Consider the following 14,879-nt stretch of genomic DNA (forward strand, 5'->3'; position numbering starts at 1 on the left):
GAGCCGACATGGCAACGTCCGGCAAGCCCAATCCCGCCACGGGTCCGTCAGCAGGTGCGCAAGCCGACGCCGCACCTGCCAGCGCCGCGTCCACGACCGCCGCGCCGAGGGATTTCGCGGGTTCGGTCCACGGCAGCCCAGCCCCTGCCGGCCGCCCGCATCCGCGCGTGCCGGATGCGATCGAACGCCGCTACCTCAAGGTCGATGACCGCTACTTCTTTCCGGACCGCACGCTGGCCTTCATCGACGATGGCAACCGCATCCGGGTGCATACGGAAAATCGCGAGGTGATGCACAGCGTCGTTGCCATCGCCGAGGCGCGGGGCTGGCGGGTCATCGAGCTGCGCGGCACGGCGGCCTTCCGCCAGGGGATGTGGCGGGAAGCCGCGCTCCGTGGGATCGAGGCGCGAGGCTACCGGCCCAGCGAAGCCGAGATCCGGCAAGTGGAACGTGTACTGCGCCGGGGCCAGCCGATGCGGGTGACGCCGGAGGACCCGGGTGAATCGCCAGACGCGTCGAGTCGGAACGGCGGGGCAATGCAAGGTAGATCGCCGTCTGCCGATCGCAGGGTGTCGGAGGGCGGCCGCACCGAGCAATCGGACGGCGACCGTCCCCCCGGGTCCCGCGCTGTACGCGCGGGCCCTCGCCCACCCGTCAAGGGCGTGCTGGTCGCGGCAGCGGCCGCTCCTTACAAATTCGACTCCGCGCAGCGCATGTCCTTCTACGTGATGGTGCGCACCGAGGTCGGCGAGCGCACCATCTGGGGAGCGGACCTGGAGCGGGCGTTGGCCGAGTCCGCATCTCAGCCGCGCCTCGGCGAACAGATCGTGCTTACGCAGCACGGCACCAACCCGGTCAACGTCCGGGTGCCAACACGAAACGATGCGGGTGAACTGACCGGCGAGAAAAGGATACTCGCCCAGCGGGCCCGCTGGAGCATCGAGACGTCGGGCCACATGCACGATCTCCAGCGCCAAGCACGGCTTCTGCGCAACGGCGAGGTCTTCGCAGAAGACGCGCTCGACAGGCATCCCGGCCTGGCCACAGCCGCTGCGAGCCTGAAGCTGGCCGAACAGTACGCGCAGCGCGTGACCGCCGACGAGCCCTCACAGGAGCGGCTTCTCCAGGCCATTCGCGAGCGCCTGGCCGCCGCTGTCGAACAGGGCCGCGCCGTCCACCTTCCCGACCGCCGATTGCGGCCGGACCACAGGCCAGTCCGCCAGCGGGGCGGCCGCAGTCGCGAGGAACCGAACCATGAACGCTTCTGAACGGCCGCAATCCTGGTCAGTGCGTCTGATGCCGGCCGCCCGCTCCTACGGAATCGCCTTCTTCGTGGGCCTGCTGCTGACGCATCTTCCGTCGCACATCAACGCGGCGCATGCCGAGACGACGGCCAGGTCGCCGGCGCCAACCGTGGTCGCGGCGCGGGAGCCCGTCCCCACCTTCGCATCGCAAGCGCTCGCTCCTGCTCCTTCGACTCCCGTCTATGCGGCAGCGTTTACCCCTGGTCAGGCATTGCCGCTGGTGCTGGATACGATCCGCAACGCAAAGTCGACGCTTCTGGTTGCCGCGTACTCCTTCACGAGCAAGCCGGTAGCCACGGCCTTGCGTGACGCACAACGCCGCGGCGTGCAGGTTTTCGTGGTGGTCGATGCCGGCGAGGCGGCCAAAGGCTACTCGGCGGCGCGGTTTCTCGCCAACGAGCGCGTGCCGGTGCGCACCAACGGCCGCTACGCCCTGCAACACAACAAGTTCATCGTCGCTGACGGGGCGGTGGTGCAGACCGGCAGCTTCAACTACACGTCATCGGCGGCCGAGCGCAACGCCGAGAACGTGCTCGTGGTGGGCAATGCACCAGCGTTGGCTACTCAGTACGGCCGCGAGTGGCGCCGACTCTGGGACGAGGGCGCCGACCTGCCACCCACCTACTGAAACATTCACCGGCATGCGCATGCTCCACGGCTCCACGCCCAAGCCAGTTCCTTCTTCAGCGCATACGCCTGCCCTTCTGCCGTGGGCCCTCGCGGACGGATCGCTCGAGGCGCTCAAGTGGGTGGCACTGGTCCTCATGGCGGGCGACCACGTCAACAAGTACCTTTTGGATGAATCCAGCGCGACGCTCTATGCACTCGGTCGCATGGTGATGCCGGTCTTCGGGTTCGCGCTGATGTTCAACCTGGCCCGCCCGGGCGCCCTGGCAGCTGGGCTGCACCTGCGCGTCATGAAGCGCCTCGCGCTCGTCGGCGCGCTGTCGACACCCGCCTTCGTCTACCTCGTGGGCTGGTGGCCGCTCAACATCCTCTTCACCCTTCTTGTCGCCACGCTGGTTGTCTACCTGCTGGAGCGTGGAGGGCGACTTCGTCGATTGCTGGCAGCCCTGGCTTTCATCGTCGGCGGCGCCCTGGTCGAGTTCTGGTGGCCAGCGCTGCTCACTTGCCTGGGAGCGTGGGCGTTCGTCCGGAAGCCCACGGCCGGCCGCCTCGCGTTCTGGGTGCTCGGAACCGCGTCGCTCGCCATCATCAACGGCAACTTCGCCGCGCTCGCCGCCCTGCCGCTGATTGGGGGTGCTTCCAAGGTTGATTTCCCCCTGCGCCGCAACCGCTGGTTCTTCTACGCCTTCTACCCGGCCCACCTGACGCTGTTGGCCCTCTGCCTCGCAGCCCGCTGAATTCAACCACCCTGCGCAGGCTGACGGCGCCCGGCTTCTCATCCTTATCTCGCGATTCGCAGTTCCAGCCCATATAGCGGGCTGCTATAACTCGCGGTCGCATGGACAGCATCCACCTCCGCATTCGCATCGATCGCGCCATCGCCGAACAGGCGATGAAGATGGCGCAGGCGCGCGGTATGGAGTTGCCGGACGTGATCCGCATGATGGTGACGAAGGCGGTGCAGATCGGCGACTTCTCAATCGAGCAGGAGCGCTCCCAGCAGCAGGAGGCGGCCAAGGCCGCGCGCCCCTATTACGCCTACGACGAGCGGCAGTGGAACTCGATGAAGTCGGTGCTGGACGCGGAACTCGCCCTTGCGCTTCTCAACCAGTACATCGCCTCCCACTCCCTGCAGATCGAGGCAATGACGGATCGTGGCGCCCCCAACATTCCGGTGGTCGAGAAACTCACGCAGGAGCGTGACGAAGCCCGCAAGACGCTCGCGACCCTGGACCCCACGGACACCAAGGCAGTCCAGGCCATTCTCGAAAGGCTGGGACCACCCGCCGAGCCACCTGAGCCGACCGAGCCAAACGGAAAAGACGAGGGGAGCTCGCAGTGACGCGCGTCCCCGCTTCCTCTCCGGTCGCCGAGGGGGCAGTTCCCTCCGAGCGTGAGTTGCGCCGCATCTATGACCGCTGCGTCGCCCCAGACCTGCTGATCGGCGCGCAGCCGACCGACCGGCCGGCTGCCATGATCATCGCGGGGCAGCCAGGCGCGGGCGTCACCTATGCCACGGTCCTGTTGCGCAAGCAATTGATGACGAACGTGGACACGGCCGCCCACGTGTCGATGAACCGCCTTCGCGCCTACCATCCGCTATGGGCGCCGGGCGGCGATGTGTCTCCCTCGACCGCAGCGCGCGTCGCCAGCAACTGCCAGTCCTGGTTCGACCGGCTCGTCCTGGACGTGCAGAGGCTGCGCTTGAACCTGGTCGCCGAGGTCGAGACCACAGACATCGATGCCGTGCCCAAGCTCGCGACCGACTTGCGCCACGGCGGCTACATCGTCCAGGCTGTATTTATTGCCACCGCCCCCGAAGAGAGCCGCTTGGCCATGATGGCGCGCTACGAGATGCGCCGCCGCGCAGGGCTGGGGGCCGAGGCACCCTCGATCCAGGCCCACGAACTCGCCTTCAGCAATGTGAGCAACATCGTCGGACGCTTGGAGCACGAACGGATGGTGGACGGTCTACGTGTGATCACGCACGACGGCACCCAGATCTATGAGAGCCGCGTGATCGACGGAAAGATCAACCGGCTCCCTCGGGCTGCCGCGACGCTCGAGGTCCAGCTGAACAAGCCCCGCTCCCCCAAGGAGCTCGTCCAGTTCGCCATGCGGTGGGAGACGTTGGTACAGCGTCTGGCCAGTGATCCGTCCGTGCCGCGAGATATCGCCAGCCAAACGCTCTTGTGGCGCAATGAGGCGGCTGCGCGCTGCGAGAAAGATCCTGCTGCAGCGCAGATGTTGCAATGGGCACGCGAGGCGGGAGCCTTCCGGGTGATGAACCGCTTCGAATTTCTGAAGGAGTTTCCTCACCATACGCGCGCCGTCGCTGCGCTGGGCATCGCGGCTATCGAGGCCGAGAGATTTCCGGCCAAGGAAGCCAAGCGATTGCTGTTTCACTCGCGTGAAAACATCGCGCAACGGATTGAACGCGGCGACATGGCCCGCATCGCTGCACGGCAGAAGGCCCAGGAGATCAAGCTGCAGGAAAAGACAAAAGACCTGCCGACAAAGGATGACCTCACCCGATAGACTCGATCGGTGACTCACTGAAGACCTCTCCGAGCCCAGCCGGAACGGCAGGTCTCCGCCTCCAAGCGGTCCTAGCTTCAAGGTCGGCATACGCTGCGGAGCAGTCCTACAACCGACGACGCGAAGACGTGTGCTTGTCGTTGGCGCAGAGATCTTGCATGAGGGCGTAAGCCCGGTTCACCGCGTCGATCTCGCCACCCACGATGACTGTGAGTGCACCTATTGAGCCTTGGCTGCACCACCAAGGGAGCGGCGCGTCGGTCCCCAACGCAATGCTGCACAACATGAAGCACAAAAGGTCCTGCACGAACGCAACCTGTTCATGACAGTGCGCACGCACGAGATCCCGCGCTGCTTCCCGACCAGCGCGGAGAGGTCGTGCGGATCTGCCGGTACTGCTGGCGAGTGATGCTGGACTTCGGATTCATGCAAAGCCCGAAGGTGCCCGAGGCAATCGCACACGTCATGCGCGGGAGTCTTCCGTTCGACCCGATGACCACAAGCTACTTCCTTTCCAGTGAGATTGTGGTGCCGACTGTCGGCGATCGGCATGACCGACTGGTGCGAGAAGATCTTTGCCACCGTGCATCGCAGTGCAAGCGCGGCCGCCGAGTACCTTTACCTGCTCAACAATTCAGTCGTCGAGCTCGGGTCGAAGGTCGAGATCTGACGGGAATCGGAGGCCCTCGCCCGAAGTCGTGCTCGGAGGTCAGTCACCTGCACCTGGACTGTGTCGCGGAGCGCCACGAGCTGCGGAATTTCTGAGGAAACAGTTTTCTACCGATGGATCATCGACAACGCCAGGTTGGCGAATCGTGTCTCTACCGGGTCGGCCACAACCACGCGCGACCCTGTCCCTTCTCGGTATCCTCAATCGGCTTGGATGTTGTTGGCCTTCACCACATCGCCCCACATCCTGAATTGGCTGCGGGTCAGCTCCGAAAGCCGGTCCGACGTTCCGCCGCCGAGTTCGTCGCCGCGATCCTGGATCCCCTTTACAACGAGCGGATCCTTCAGAGCCGAATTGATGGCTCCGTTGACCTTGCTGACAATGTCGGGACTCAGCCCTGGAGGCCCGTAGAGCCCGATGAACTGGATGACCTTGAAGTCCTTGACCCCGCACTCGGCGGCGGTCGGCACATCCGGGAAAACCAGGACGCGCTTTTCGCTGGTGACCATCAGCGGCCGAAGTTGTCCGGACTTGATGTAGGGCGCGACAACGGAGGTCGCGTCGAACATCGCGTCCAGACGCCCTGAGATGAGATCGGTCATCGCTGGACCGCTGCCCTTGTAGGGGACGTGACTCATCTTTGGGCCGCCCATGCGCTCCCGTAGCAGTTCCATCGTGACGTGCGTGATTGAACCGATTCCCGGCGAGCCATAATCGATTCCCTGGCTTGCCTTGTTCTTTGTCTTGACCAGTTCGAGAAAGTCGGCGTAGGTCTTCACCGGGGACGAGGCTGGCACCGCGAGGACCAGCGGCGACTGCAGCAACACACCGATCGGTGTGAGCTTAAGGGGATCGGCGATCCCGATAGTCTTGTAGACGTGCGGCGCGATCGTCATCGAGCCGCCGTTGCCGACTAGCAACTTGTAGCCGTCCGGCGGGGCCTTCATCACCTCGACCGACGCGATGTTGCCGTTCACCCCGGCCTTATTATCGATGACTACGGGCTGGCCGAGCACCGTCTGCATTCCACCGGTCAGAATTCGGCCAGCAAAGTCGGTCTGGCCGCCGGGAGCGAAGCCAACCAGCAACGTGATCGATTTGGCAGGCCAGGCGGTCTGCGCCAAAACAGCTGGCGCAGCGAACGCGCCGAGGCCGAGTGCAGGGACGCCCAGGAGCAATTTCCTACGACGCGACGAAAAGGCATTCTTGAGGTTCTTCATGAGAGATTTCCTTGAGTTGCGATAAACGAAATGCTTTTGGCTTGGTCCGCGAATCCCCCGCGGTCTTTAACCGGCGAGCTACCGGCCCCTACACAGACACAAATCGAGCAGGCGCCCTAGGGGCCAGCTTCAGTCCTCACGGCGTTTTCCACCGCCGCCCTAAAGTTGTTACTGAACTGCGCCAGCTTTCGACTGACACTGATGGCTACAGTCCCGAAAAGCGTCGATCGGCCAAGGCATCAGACCCCATATATAATTAGACGTATGATGAATTAATGTGTCGGGCGTCGATATCAGGGCTTACCCTTGCCCGTAGCCTGGACGTGAGAGCGTGCACGGGTGGGAAGCGCGCTTCTAGATGGCCGCAGGAGCTGCGGTGTCAAGCTCCAAAGGCTCTACGCGGCGAATCGGTCGAGAGGCGCTGGCGCGCCAGGAAGCGCCGCCAGAGTCGATCCGAACGACCGCATGGAAGGAGCAGTTGAGGCTCACGCAGCGGTTTGCCCCGTTGCGCGCGCGGAGTGCAGATAAACAAGGCCTGCGTAGCTGTCGCACGTGAGTTGGCCGGCTTCCACTGGGCGACCGGCCTGAAGGTACAACGCGAGGAGGCACCGGATCCCTGCGGTGATGTGGCACGGGCACCCATAGTGCAACCCTCGGCCACACTACAGGGCACCACAAGGTAGATACCCGGCGCTAGAGCGAGGCAGGCCTGCGACGAATCGATGAAGTGCATGGTAACCAATCCGCGCATACAGCTTGGACTGTCCCCTCCTTGGGTGCGTACGCCACACGATGCGCACCCCGCTTTCCATCTCTTGAACGCTACCAAACCCATAGCTGATGCCTCCTTATTAATGTAGTCGTATGCTTAATTAATTGGCTTGTGCTGCATTAGGAAAAACCCTTGGTGGCGCCTTCGGCATCGATCGCCTGACGAGCGCGCTTCTCGACTACGGCGACCGGCGCGCGGCCTTTACCGTCGGCACTCCGGCCGGCTCGGACGCCTGGGGCGCGCACCAGCAGTTGTCGGTGCTTGGCTCGAAGGGCTGGCTGCGGATGAACTTCGCCTTTCCCCATGCCCGTCCGACCGCCTGCTTGATCAAGGTGGGGGACGTCAGCAGCGTCGCGAGATCGCTGAAGTCGCCGATGCCCCAGTTACGCCGCGACCGCAGCACGTAGAGCTGGAGCGTGAACCCCCAGACGCGCGCGTCGCCCTGGAGCGCATCCGGCTGGTGGCAATGCGCGGGGGCGCGGCGCCTTTACGACTTCGACCTACACCTTCAAGCCCGTCAACCACTATCCTCTACAGGTGGACGGGTCTTCTGCTCGGACAGCAGGTGCCGAGCTGGCCCATCGAGGATGCGGCGAACACACTTCGGACCATGGAGGCCCTGTTCGCCTCGGCGCGACAGGAAAGCTGGCAGACGTTGTCGACGTAAACGGGGAACGGTAAAGCCCCGAAGGGGACATCATGGATACCGGGACATTCGATCGCACACAGGGGGACACCGGCAACATCGTCGCGCTGGAGCACGTCAACGTCGAGATCCCCGACCAGCAACTGGCGACCGTCTTCTACGTGATGGGACTGGGTCTCACGCGTGACCCGTACCTCTTCACGGGCATCGGCAACATGTGGATCAACATCGGGCGCAACCAGATTCACATGCCCACCGGCGCGCCGATGGTCCTGCGCGGCACCATCTCGATCGTGATGCCCGCGCGCGAGGCCTTGCTGAAGCGCTTGACCAAAGTGGCGCCGCTGCTGGCGGGGACGCGCTTCGGTTTCGAAGCGCACGCCGATCATGTCAGCGCGATTTGCCCCTGGGGCAACCGCTTTCGCATTTTCGAGCCCGTGGAGCGTTTCGGACGGATGCGCCTGGGCTTGCCCTCGGTCGAACTCGACGTGAGCCGCGGTACGGCGGCCGGCATCGCCGCGTTCTACCGGGAGGTGATGGGCGCTCTGGTGCAGGAGCATGCCGATGCGCAAGGGGCGTCCGTGAGCATCGCATCCGGGCCCGGCCAGACGCTGGTCTACCGCGAAGGCGACGCCGCGCCTGAGCCTTACGACAACCACCACCTGCAGATTTACGTCAACGATTTCTCCGGTCCGTATCGGCGGTTAAGTGCGTTAGGGCTCATCAGCCAGGAAGACGATGCCTACCAATACCGCTTTCGGCAGATCGTCGATCCCGCGACCTCTGCGCCACTGACGATGATCGAGCACGAGGTCCGAAGCCTCTTGCACCCCCTGTATGGCCGCCCACTGGTGAATCGCAATCCCGAGATGACCAATAGCAACTACGTGGCGGGCGAGGAGAGCTTCCGCTAGCCAGGCTTTGTGCCAGCGGCGGGTTGAACCTCAAACCTCTCAAGGGCTGGATCGATACAAGCCCATCGCGGCGCACGTGCACTCCAGATGTTTGCACGCGGTGTGATGGACGATGGATCGTCCATCGTTCCGACCCGCACGATTATCGAGCCCGGATAGGCGGAAGTATCCGCAAAGAGATGAGAACCGCAGCGCCCGCAGAACCGTCTCCGAACGACATTCCCTGCGTCCGAGATACGTGAATGCTCTTTTGGTTCGCCAGTGAACTCAACGGCGTCCGCGGCGAACAAGGCATTTACGCTGCCATTGCCAGCGATGTGCTGGCAGTCACGGCACCAGCAGATCCGGCCAGCCAGTGGTTCTGCGGTGATGCGGTATCGCACATCGCCGCAAAGACAACCACCGGTTCTCTCATACAAATCCATGGAAACTCCCAATGGGCAGGTTGATCGTGTTCAGCCAGTAGGCCGTTCAGGCGGCGCGCCGTGGTCTACTTCTTCGGCGGTGGAAGGTCCGTGCAGCTCCCGTGAGCCACTTCCGCCGCCATGCCGATGCTTTCGCCGAGCGTCGGGTGCGGGTGGATCGTCTTGCCGATGTCGACCGCATCCGCGCCCATCTCGATGGCCAGCGCGATCTCGCCGATCATGTCGCCCGCATGGGTGCCGACGATGCCGCCGCCGACGATGCGGTGCGTCTCGGCGTCGAACAGCAGCTTCGTGTAGCCCTCGTCCCGCCCGTTGGCGATGGCGCGGCCGGAGGCGGTCCATGGGAACAGGCCCTTCTCGACCTTCACGCCGGTCGCCTTGGCCTGGTCCTCTGTCAGGCCGACCCAGGCCACTTCCGGATCGGTGTAGGCCACGCTCGGGATCACGCGTGCATTGAAGGCCGCGCTCGCGAGTTCGTGGTCGCCCTTCTGCTCGCCGGCGATGACCTCGGCCGCCACGTGCGCCTCGTGCACCGCCTTGTGGGCCAGCATCGGCTGGCCGATGATGTCGCCGATCGCGAAGATGTGCGGCACGTTGGTGCGCATCTGCACGTCCACCGGGATGAAGCCGCGGTCGGTCACCGCGACGCCCGCCTTCTCGGCGCCGATCTTCTTGCCGTTCGGGCTGCGGCCGACCGCCTGCAGCACGAGGTCGTAGACCTGCGGCTCCTTCGGCGCCTGCTCGCCCTCGAAGCTCACGCGGATACCTTCCTTGGTCGCCTCGGCGCCGACGGTCTTCGTCTTGAGCATGATGTTGTCGAAGCGCGGCGTGTTCATCTTCTGCCAGACCTTGACGAGGTCGCGGTCCGCGCCCTGCATCAGCCCGTCGAGCATCTCGACCACGTCCAGGCGCGCACCGAGCGTCGAGTACACCGAGCCCATTTCGAGGCCGATGATCCCGCCGCCGAGGATCAGCATGCGCTTGGGCTCGATCCCGAGCTGCAGCGCGCCGGTGGAGTCGACGATGCGCGGATCGTCCTTCGGCATGAAGGGCAACTGCACCGCCTGCGAACCGGCCGCGATGATGCAGTTGCGGAACTTCACCACTTGCGACTTGCCGCTCGGGTCCTTGCCGTCGCCCGATGTTTCCTGCACCTTGAGGTGGTACGGGTCGACGAATTCGCCGATGCCGCGCACGGTGGTCACCTTGCGCATCTTGGCCATCGCGGTCAGGCCGCCGGTGAGCTTGCCGACCACCTTGTTCTTGTGGGCGAGCAGCTTGGCGCGGTCGATCTTCGGATCGCCGTAGCTCACGCCGAGATCGGCGAAGTGCTTGACCTCGTCCATCACCGCCGCGACGTGCAGCAGGGCCTTGGAGGGAATGCAGCCGACGTTGAGGCAGACGCCGCCGAGCGTCGCGTAACGCTCGACCAGCACCACCTTAAGTCCCAGGTCGGCCGCGCGGAAGGCGGCCGAGTAGCCGCCGGGGCCGGCGCCGAGCACGAGGACGTCGCACTCGACATCCACGCCGCCCGCATAGGTCGACGCGACCGGCGCAGCCACCGGCGCAGCCGGCGCCTTGGCGGCGGGCGCGGCCGCCGGTGCAGCAGCAGCAGCAGCAGGCGCGGGCGCCGGCGCGGCAGCGGCGCCTTCCTCCGCATCGAGCGTCAGGACCACCGAGCCTTCGCTCACCTTGTCGCCGACCTTCACGGCCACCGCCTTCACCACGCCCGCGTGCGAGGACGGAATCTCCATCGAGGCCTTGTCCGATTCCACAGTGATGAGGGACTGCTCGACCTTGACCGTATCGCCCGGCTTGACCAGGACCTCGATCACGGCGACATCATCGAAGTCACCGATGTCGGGCACCTTGATTTGTTGTTCGCTCATGCGTCATCCGTTCAAAGTAGAACACGGCGAAAATCAGCCAGCACCTGGCCGAAGAACGCGTTGAAGCGCGCCGCCGCCGCACCGTCGATGACGCGATGGTCCCACGACAGCGACAGCGGCAGCATGAGCTTGGGCACAAAGGCCTTCCCGTCCCATTTCGGCTCGATCTGGCTCTTGCACACGCCCATGATCGCGACCTCCGGGGCGTTGATGATCGGCGTGAAGTAGCGCCCGCCGATGCCGCCGAGCGAGCTGATCGTGAAGCAGGCGCCCGACATGTCGGCCGGGCCGAGCTTGCCGTCGCGCGCCTTCTTGGCGAGCTCGCCCATCTCCTGGCTGATCTGGATCACCCCCTTCTTGTCGGCGTCCTTTATGACCGGCACCATGAGCCCGTTGGGCGTGTCGACCGCGAAGCCGATGTGGAAGTACTTCTTGAGCACGAGTTGGTCGCCTTCGAGCGAACTGTTGAACTCGGGAAACCTACGCAGCGCCGCCACCGACGCCTTGATCATGAAGGCGAGCATCGTCAGCTTGACGCCGGCCTTCTCGTTCTCCTTGTTCATCGCGACCCGGAAGGCTTCGAGTTCGGTGATGTCGCAGTCGTCGTGATTGGTGACGTGCGGGATCATCACCCAATTGCGGTGCAGGTTGGCGCCGCTTATCTTCTTGATGCGGGAGAGGTCCTTGCGCTCGATCTCGCCGAACTTCGTGAAGTCCACCTTCGGCCATGGAATCAGGCCCAGGGCAGCAACACCACTCGCTCCGCCATTCTTTGAACTGCCGAACTGCTGGACGTCTTCATGCGTGACGCGCCCGTTAAATCCGCTGCCCTTGATGTCGCCGATCGGAACGCCGCGCTCTCTTGCGCTCTTACGAACCGAGGGCGATGCGAAAGCGCTCGGCTCAGCGAGGGAATTTCGCGCGGCGACGACGCGCGCCATGCTGGTGCTTTGCTCTGGTTGAGGCGTTGGCTCATCGCTCGAAGGGTTCTCAGTCGCCTCTTTGAGCATGACCAGAAAGGCCGCGCCCGTCGAAACCTTGTCCCCGACCTTGACGAGAACTTCCTTCACAGCTCCGGCGCGCGGCGCCGGTATCTCCATGGACGCCTTGTCCGACTCCACCGTGATCAGGCTCTGTTCCTCGACGATGACGTCTCCCGGCTTGACCATGACCTCGATGACGGTGACGTCTTCGAAATCTCCAATATCGGGAACTGCGATGAGCTCGTCCTGCGAATGCGTCAAGCCGGAGGCCGCCGGCGCCGCTTCGGTATCGATCGCGACCAACTGCGATCCCGCTGAAACGCGGTCGCCGACACGAACCTCGACACTCGCGATGACGCCCTGGCAGGGTGATGGAAGTTCTGTGGCTCTGGAAGATGATTCCACCGTCACCAATGGCTGGCCGGAGCAAATTTCTTCGCCCTGCTCGACGAGAACCTCAATTACGTCCAACTGTTCACCGTCGGCCATCGACGGCAGATCTACCAAAATTCGGTTCATTCAGATACCTAACTAGTATGGTGCGCCAAGCAGCTATGTACTTATCCGGACGCCAATGTCAGCGTCGCAATGTGCTCTCGAAATGCGTCGTAAGCCAAGCATTTCAACACTGCGCTTCTGTAGCAACTCTGAGCCACTCCTCAGCGCCCGTTGCAAGCATTCGTCCAAATAGGCCTCGTCGCCTCGCAAGCGCGGCAGATCGACCCACCAGCCGATTCCAGCCATCAGCCGTTTGAAGGCGACCAAGTTGAGGAGGCAATCGCTTCCATCTGGGTCGTGGACGTGTGGCGTATTCATAAGTACAACAATTTCGAGTGCCGATCACTAGAAAACATTGCGGGACGCGAGTTCACGGCAGGCGTGGACGATCGAATCTGCGTTGGGCGTCAACACTGCCTGCAGATGCGGAGCCGCCGGCATTCGCACATCAGGTGTTGTGAGACGCTTTACGTGCAGCCTCTCATTGGCGTTGAGCAACTCGCCAAGGCGCGTGATGATTTCCGCGCCGAATCCGCCTGACCGAACAGCCTCGTGAAGGACCAGAACGCGTCCCGCTGCTTTTCGCACAACATCGACGATCGCCTCTTCGTCAAGCGGAACCAGCCAGCGCAAGTCAAGAACGGAAACACTCACCCCTTCGTCGGCGAGCCTGGAGGCTGCAGCAAGTGCCTGGTGGAGCATGGCGCCCCACGTCACGATCGCAACATCCTGTCCTTCGCGGTGCAGCCGGGCCTTGCCGACCGGCTTAACTGGGCCAAGGCGGCTGACATCGCCCTTCATGGGGTAAAGGCCCCGTGCCTCGAAGAGGACGCACGGATCCGGATCTGCTGCCGCTTCGCGGATCATGTCGTACGCATCCTGCGGCGTTGACGGCAGGCCGACTTTCAAACCCGGTATATGGGCGAGCAGCGCCTCAAGGCACTGAGAATGCTGCGCGCACGAGCCGGGTGTCACGCCCTGTTGCGTGCGCATCACCATTGGGACGTTCGTCTTTCCGCCAGTGATGTAACGGATATTGGCTGCCTGATTGACCAGTTGATCAAGCGCAACAAGCATGAAGTCGGCCCACATGATTTCCACGATGGGCTTCAGACCTGTCATCGCAGCGCCGACCGCCGATCCAAGTATTGCGCTCTCAGAAATCGGAGTGTCAAAGACACGATCCGCCCCGAAATCCTTTTGAAGTCCTCTCGAGCCGCCGAAAATCCCTCCGGCATTGCCGACGTCTTCGCCATACACAACAGTGCGGTGATCGGTCTCCAGTTCATCACGCAAGGCCGCGCCGACCGCGCCGATATACGCAAGTTGTTCAGGCGCAGTAGCTTTTATACCGGGCGATGCGGGCTGGGGAACTGCTGTGCCAGTCACATTCGCGTCGGCTGTATTCGTTTCCGTCAGGGGCATGCCCAAAACGGTCTTCGTCAAAGCTTCAACCCTGGCCTGTTGTTCAGCGACGATCGCTTCAACCTCCGAAGCCGACATAACGCCTTGCGAGACCAATTGATCGCCGAGAACCTTGAGCGGATCCCTGGCCGCGGCGCTGGCTCGTTCTTCACGCGGACGATAGTGCTCAATATCGCGGTTGTAGTGGCCCCACAGACGTGGCACCTTGCATTCGATGAGACTTGGCCCCTCGCCTGCACGGGCGCGCTTTGCAGCGGCGGCGATGGTGTCTCTTACCTTGACGACGTCAGTGCCATCAATGGTCACCCCATCAATGCCATAAGTGATAGAACGGCGCGCGATCCGTTCCACCGGCGTGGTCACCCGCGTAGGTGTGAGCTCAGCCCAACCATTGTTCTCGCAGATCAGAATGACAGGCAGCTTCTTGTAGGCTGCAAAGACGAGCGCCTCATGAACGGCGCCCTGGTTCATCGCACCATCGCCAATCGAGACGATGACGACGTTCCCGGTCTTGGCTGCGACCTCAGCCATCGCGACACCGCAGGCGATCGGAACGCCGGCTCCGACGATGGAGTTTTCGCCCACGAACCGCTGGTCTGGAGCCATGAAGTACGCTGATCCGCCCCGGCCGCCATTGACCCCGCCGGCGCGATGGCAAAGCTCGGCCATGACCGCGGTCGGGTCCAGGCCTGCCGCAAGCGCCCATCCGTGTCCGCGATAGGTCGAGATGACTTTATCAGCCGGGCCGAGTGCGGCAAGCGCTGCGAGCGGAACGGATTCCTGTCCGGCGCAGAGATGCATGGAACCAACGATCGCCGGGGGAGAGGCCTTGCTCAACTCGAGCGCCTTGGCTTCGAAAGCGCGAACAAATGCAATGCGAGCGAGCATGTCGACGTGAAAGGTGGCGTCGACATCCTTTGCAACGTTGAGGTCGGGATTGGTGATAACGAGGTCCACGATATGTTCCT

Annotated in this window: 12 protein-coding genes and 1 pseudogene; 8 read left to right on the forward strand and 5 right to left on the reverse strand. The window is 63.5% G+C overall.

Features of this window, described 5'->3' with window-relative positions; all coding sequences use genetic code 11:
* The first annotated feature begins 8 nt into the window (after positions 1-8).
* The 6 genes and pseudogenes from WKW77_RS29585 to WKW77_RS35090 all read left to right on the forward strand — a co-directional run.
* Entirely contained in the window at positions 9-1,268 is a 1,260-nt protein-coding gene (locus tag WKW77_RS29585; RefSeq protein WP_340360464.1) for an LPD7 domain-containing protein, read from the forward strand.
* The gene (locus tag WKW77_RS29590) at positions 1,255-1,932 is read left to right on the forward strand and encodes a phospholipase D family nuclease (RefSeq protein WP_340360465.1); all 678 of its coding nucleotides are present in this window, start codon (positions 1,255-1,257) and stop codon (positions 1,930-1,932) included. Before WKW77_RS29585 ends, WKW77_RS29590 begins: the two co-directional genes overlap by 14 nt.
* A 13-nt stretch (positions 1,933-1,945) precedes the next feature.
* On the forward strand, positions 1,946-2,668 hold the full coding sequence (locus WKW77_RS29595) for a TraX family protein (protein WP_340360466.1): 723 nt from the start codon (positions 1,946-1,948) through the stop codon (positions 2,666-2,668).
* Between the two features lie 101 nt (positions 2,669-2,769).
* Entirely contained in the window at positions 2,770-3,273 is a 504-nt protein-coding gene (locus WKW77_RS29600; protein ID WP_340360467.1) for a hypothetical protein, read from the forward strand.
* Positions 3,270-4,469, forward strand: coding sequence for a zeta toxin family protein (locus WKW77_RS29605; protein WP_340360468.1), 1,200 nt, complete (start codon positions 3,270-3,272; stop codon positions 4,467-4,469). Before WKW77_RS29600 ends, WKW77_RS29605 begins: the two co-directional genes overlap by 4 nt.
* Positions 4,470-4,847: 378 nt before the next feature.
* A pseudogene (locus WKW77_RS35090) lies at positions 4,848-4,961 on the forward strand (hypothetical protein); the annotation flags it as partial.
* A gap of 378 nt (positions 4,962-5,339) precedes the next feature.
* Here WKW77_RS35090 and WKW77_RS29610 read toward each other — a convergent pair.
* Positions 5,340-6,359, reverse strand: coding sequence for a Bug family tripartite tricarboxylate transporter substrate binding protein (locus WKW77_RS29610; RefSeq protein ID WP_340360469.1), 1,020 nt, complete (start codon positions 6,357-6,359; stop codon positions 5,340-5,342).
* 876 nt (positions 6,360-7,235) lie between these two features.
* Between WKW77_RS29610 and WKW77_RS29620 the strand changes: the two genes are divergently transcribed.
* Together WKW77_RS29620 and WKW77_RS29625 are read left to right on the forward strand one after the other, a co-directional pair.
* A complete protein-coding gene (locus WKW77_RS29620) occupies positions 7,236-7,538 on the forward strand; it encodes a hypothetical protein (RefSeq protein ID WP_340360470.1) in 303 nt (100 codons plus the stop codon).
* A 292-nt stretch (positions 7,539-7,830) separates the two neighbouring features.
* On the forward strand, positions 7,831-8,691 hold the full coding sequence (locus tag WKW77_RS29625; RefSeq protein WP_340360471.1) for a hypothetical protein: 861 nt from the start codon (positions 7,831-7,833) through the stop codon (positions 8,689-8,691).
* Here WKW77_RS29625 and WKW77_RS29630 read toward each other — a convergent pair.
* From WKW77_RS29630 to WKW77_RS29650, 4 genes are all read right to left on the reverse strand, one after another.
* Complete coding sequence (locus WKW77_RS29630; protein ID WP_479694173.1) at positions 8,688-9,116, reverse strand: GFA family protein; 429 nt, start codon at positions 9,114-9,116, stop codon at positions 8,688-8,690. The two genes, WKW77_RS29625 and WKW77_RS29630, sit on opposite strands and share 4 nt — an antisense overlap.
* 65 nt (positions 9,117-9,181) lie before the next feature.
* Positions 9,182-11,005, reverse strand: coding sequence for a dihydrolipoyl dehydrogenase (gene lpdA / locus WKW77_RS29640; protein WP_340360472.1), 1,824 nt, complete (start codon positions 11,003-11,005; stop codon positions 9,182-9,184).
* 11 nt (positions 11,006-11,016) lie between these two features.
* Complete coding sequence (gene aceF / locus WKW77_RS29645) at positions 11,017-12,507, reverse strand: dihydrolipoyllysine-residue acetyltransferase (protein ID WP_340360473.1); 1,491 nt, start codon at positions 12,505-12,507, stop codon at positions 11,017-11,019.
* Positions 12,508-12,831: 324 nt separating this feature from the next.
* Positions 12,832-14,868: an alpha-ketoacid dehydrogenase subunit alpha/beta gene (locus WKW77_RS29650; RefSeq protein ID WP_340360474.1), complete on the reverse strand. Its 2,037-nt coding sequence runs from the start codon at positions 14,866-14,868 to the stop codon at positions 12,832-12,834.
* Between the last annotated feature and the right edge of the window lie 11 nt (positions 14,869-14,879).

The sequence above is a fragment of the Variovorax ureilyticus genome, from assembly GCF_037889935.1.
Taxonomy (GTDB): domain Bacteria; phylum Pseudomonadota; class Gammaproteobacteria; order Burkholderiales; family Burkholderiaceae_C; genus Variovorax; species Variovorax ureilyticus.

What these genes read in the sequence shown, in the direction of transcription:
- WKW77_RS29590 (WP_340360465.1), top strand. Translation starts at nt 1,255, where the DNA reads ATGAACGCTTCTGAACGGCCGCAATCCTGGTCAGTGCGTCTGATGCCG.
- WKW77_RS29630 (WP_479694173.1), bottom strand. Translation starts at nt 9,116, where the DNA reads ATGGATTTGTATGAGAGAACCGGTGGTTGTCTTTGCGGCGATGTGCGA.
- WKW77_RS29600 (WP_340360467.1), top strand. Translation starts at nt 2,770, where the DNA reads ATGGACAGCATCCACCTCCGCATTCGCATCGATCGCGCCATCGCCGAA.
- WKW77_RS29595 (WP_340360466.1), top strand. Translation starts at nt 1,946, where the DNA reads ATGCGCATGCTCCACGGCTCCACGCCCAAGCCAGTTCCTTCTTCAGCG.
- lpdA (WP_340360472.1), bottom strand. Translation starts at nt 11,005, where the DNA reads ATGAGCGAACAACAAATCAAGGTGCCCGACATCGGTGACTTCGATGAT.
- WKW77_RS29585 (WP_340360464.1), top strand. Translation starts at nt 9, where the DNA reads ATGGCAACGTCCGGCAAGCCCAATCCCGCCACGGGTCCGTCAGCAGGT.
- WKW77_RS29610 (WP_340360469.1), bottom strand. Translation starts at nt 6,359, where the DNA reads ATGAAGAACCTCAAGAATGCCTTTTCGTCGCGTCGTAGGAAATTGCTC.
- aceF (WP_340360473.1), bottom strand. Translation starts at nt 12,507, where the DNA reads ATGAACCGAATTTTGGTAGATCTGCCGTCGATGGCCGACGGTGAACAG.
- WKW77_RS29625 (WP_340360471.1), top strand. Translation starts at nt 7,831, where the DNA reads ATGGATACCGGGACATTCGATCGCACACAGGGGGACACCGGCAACATC.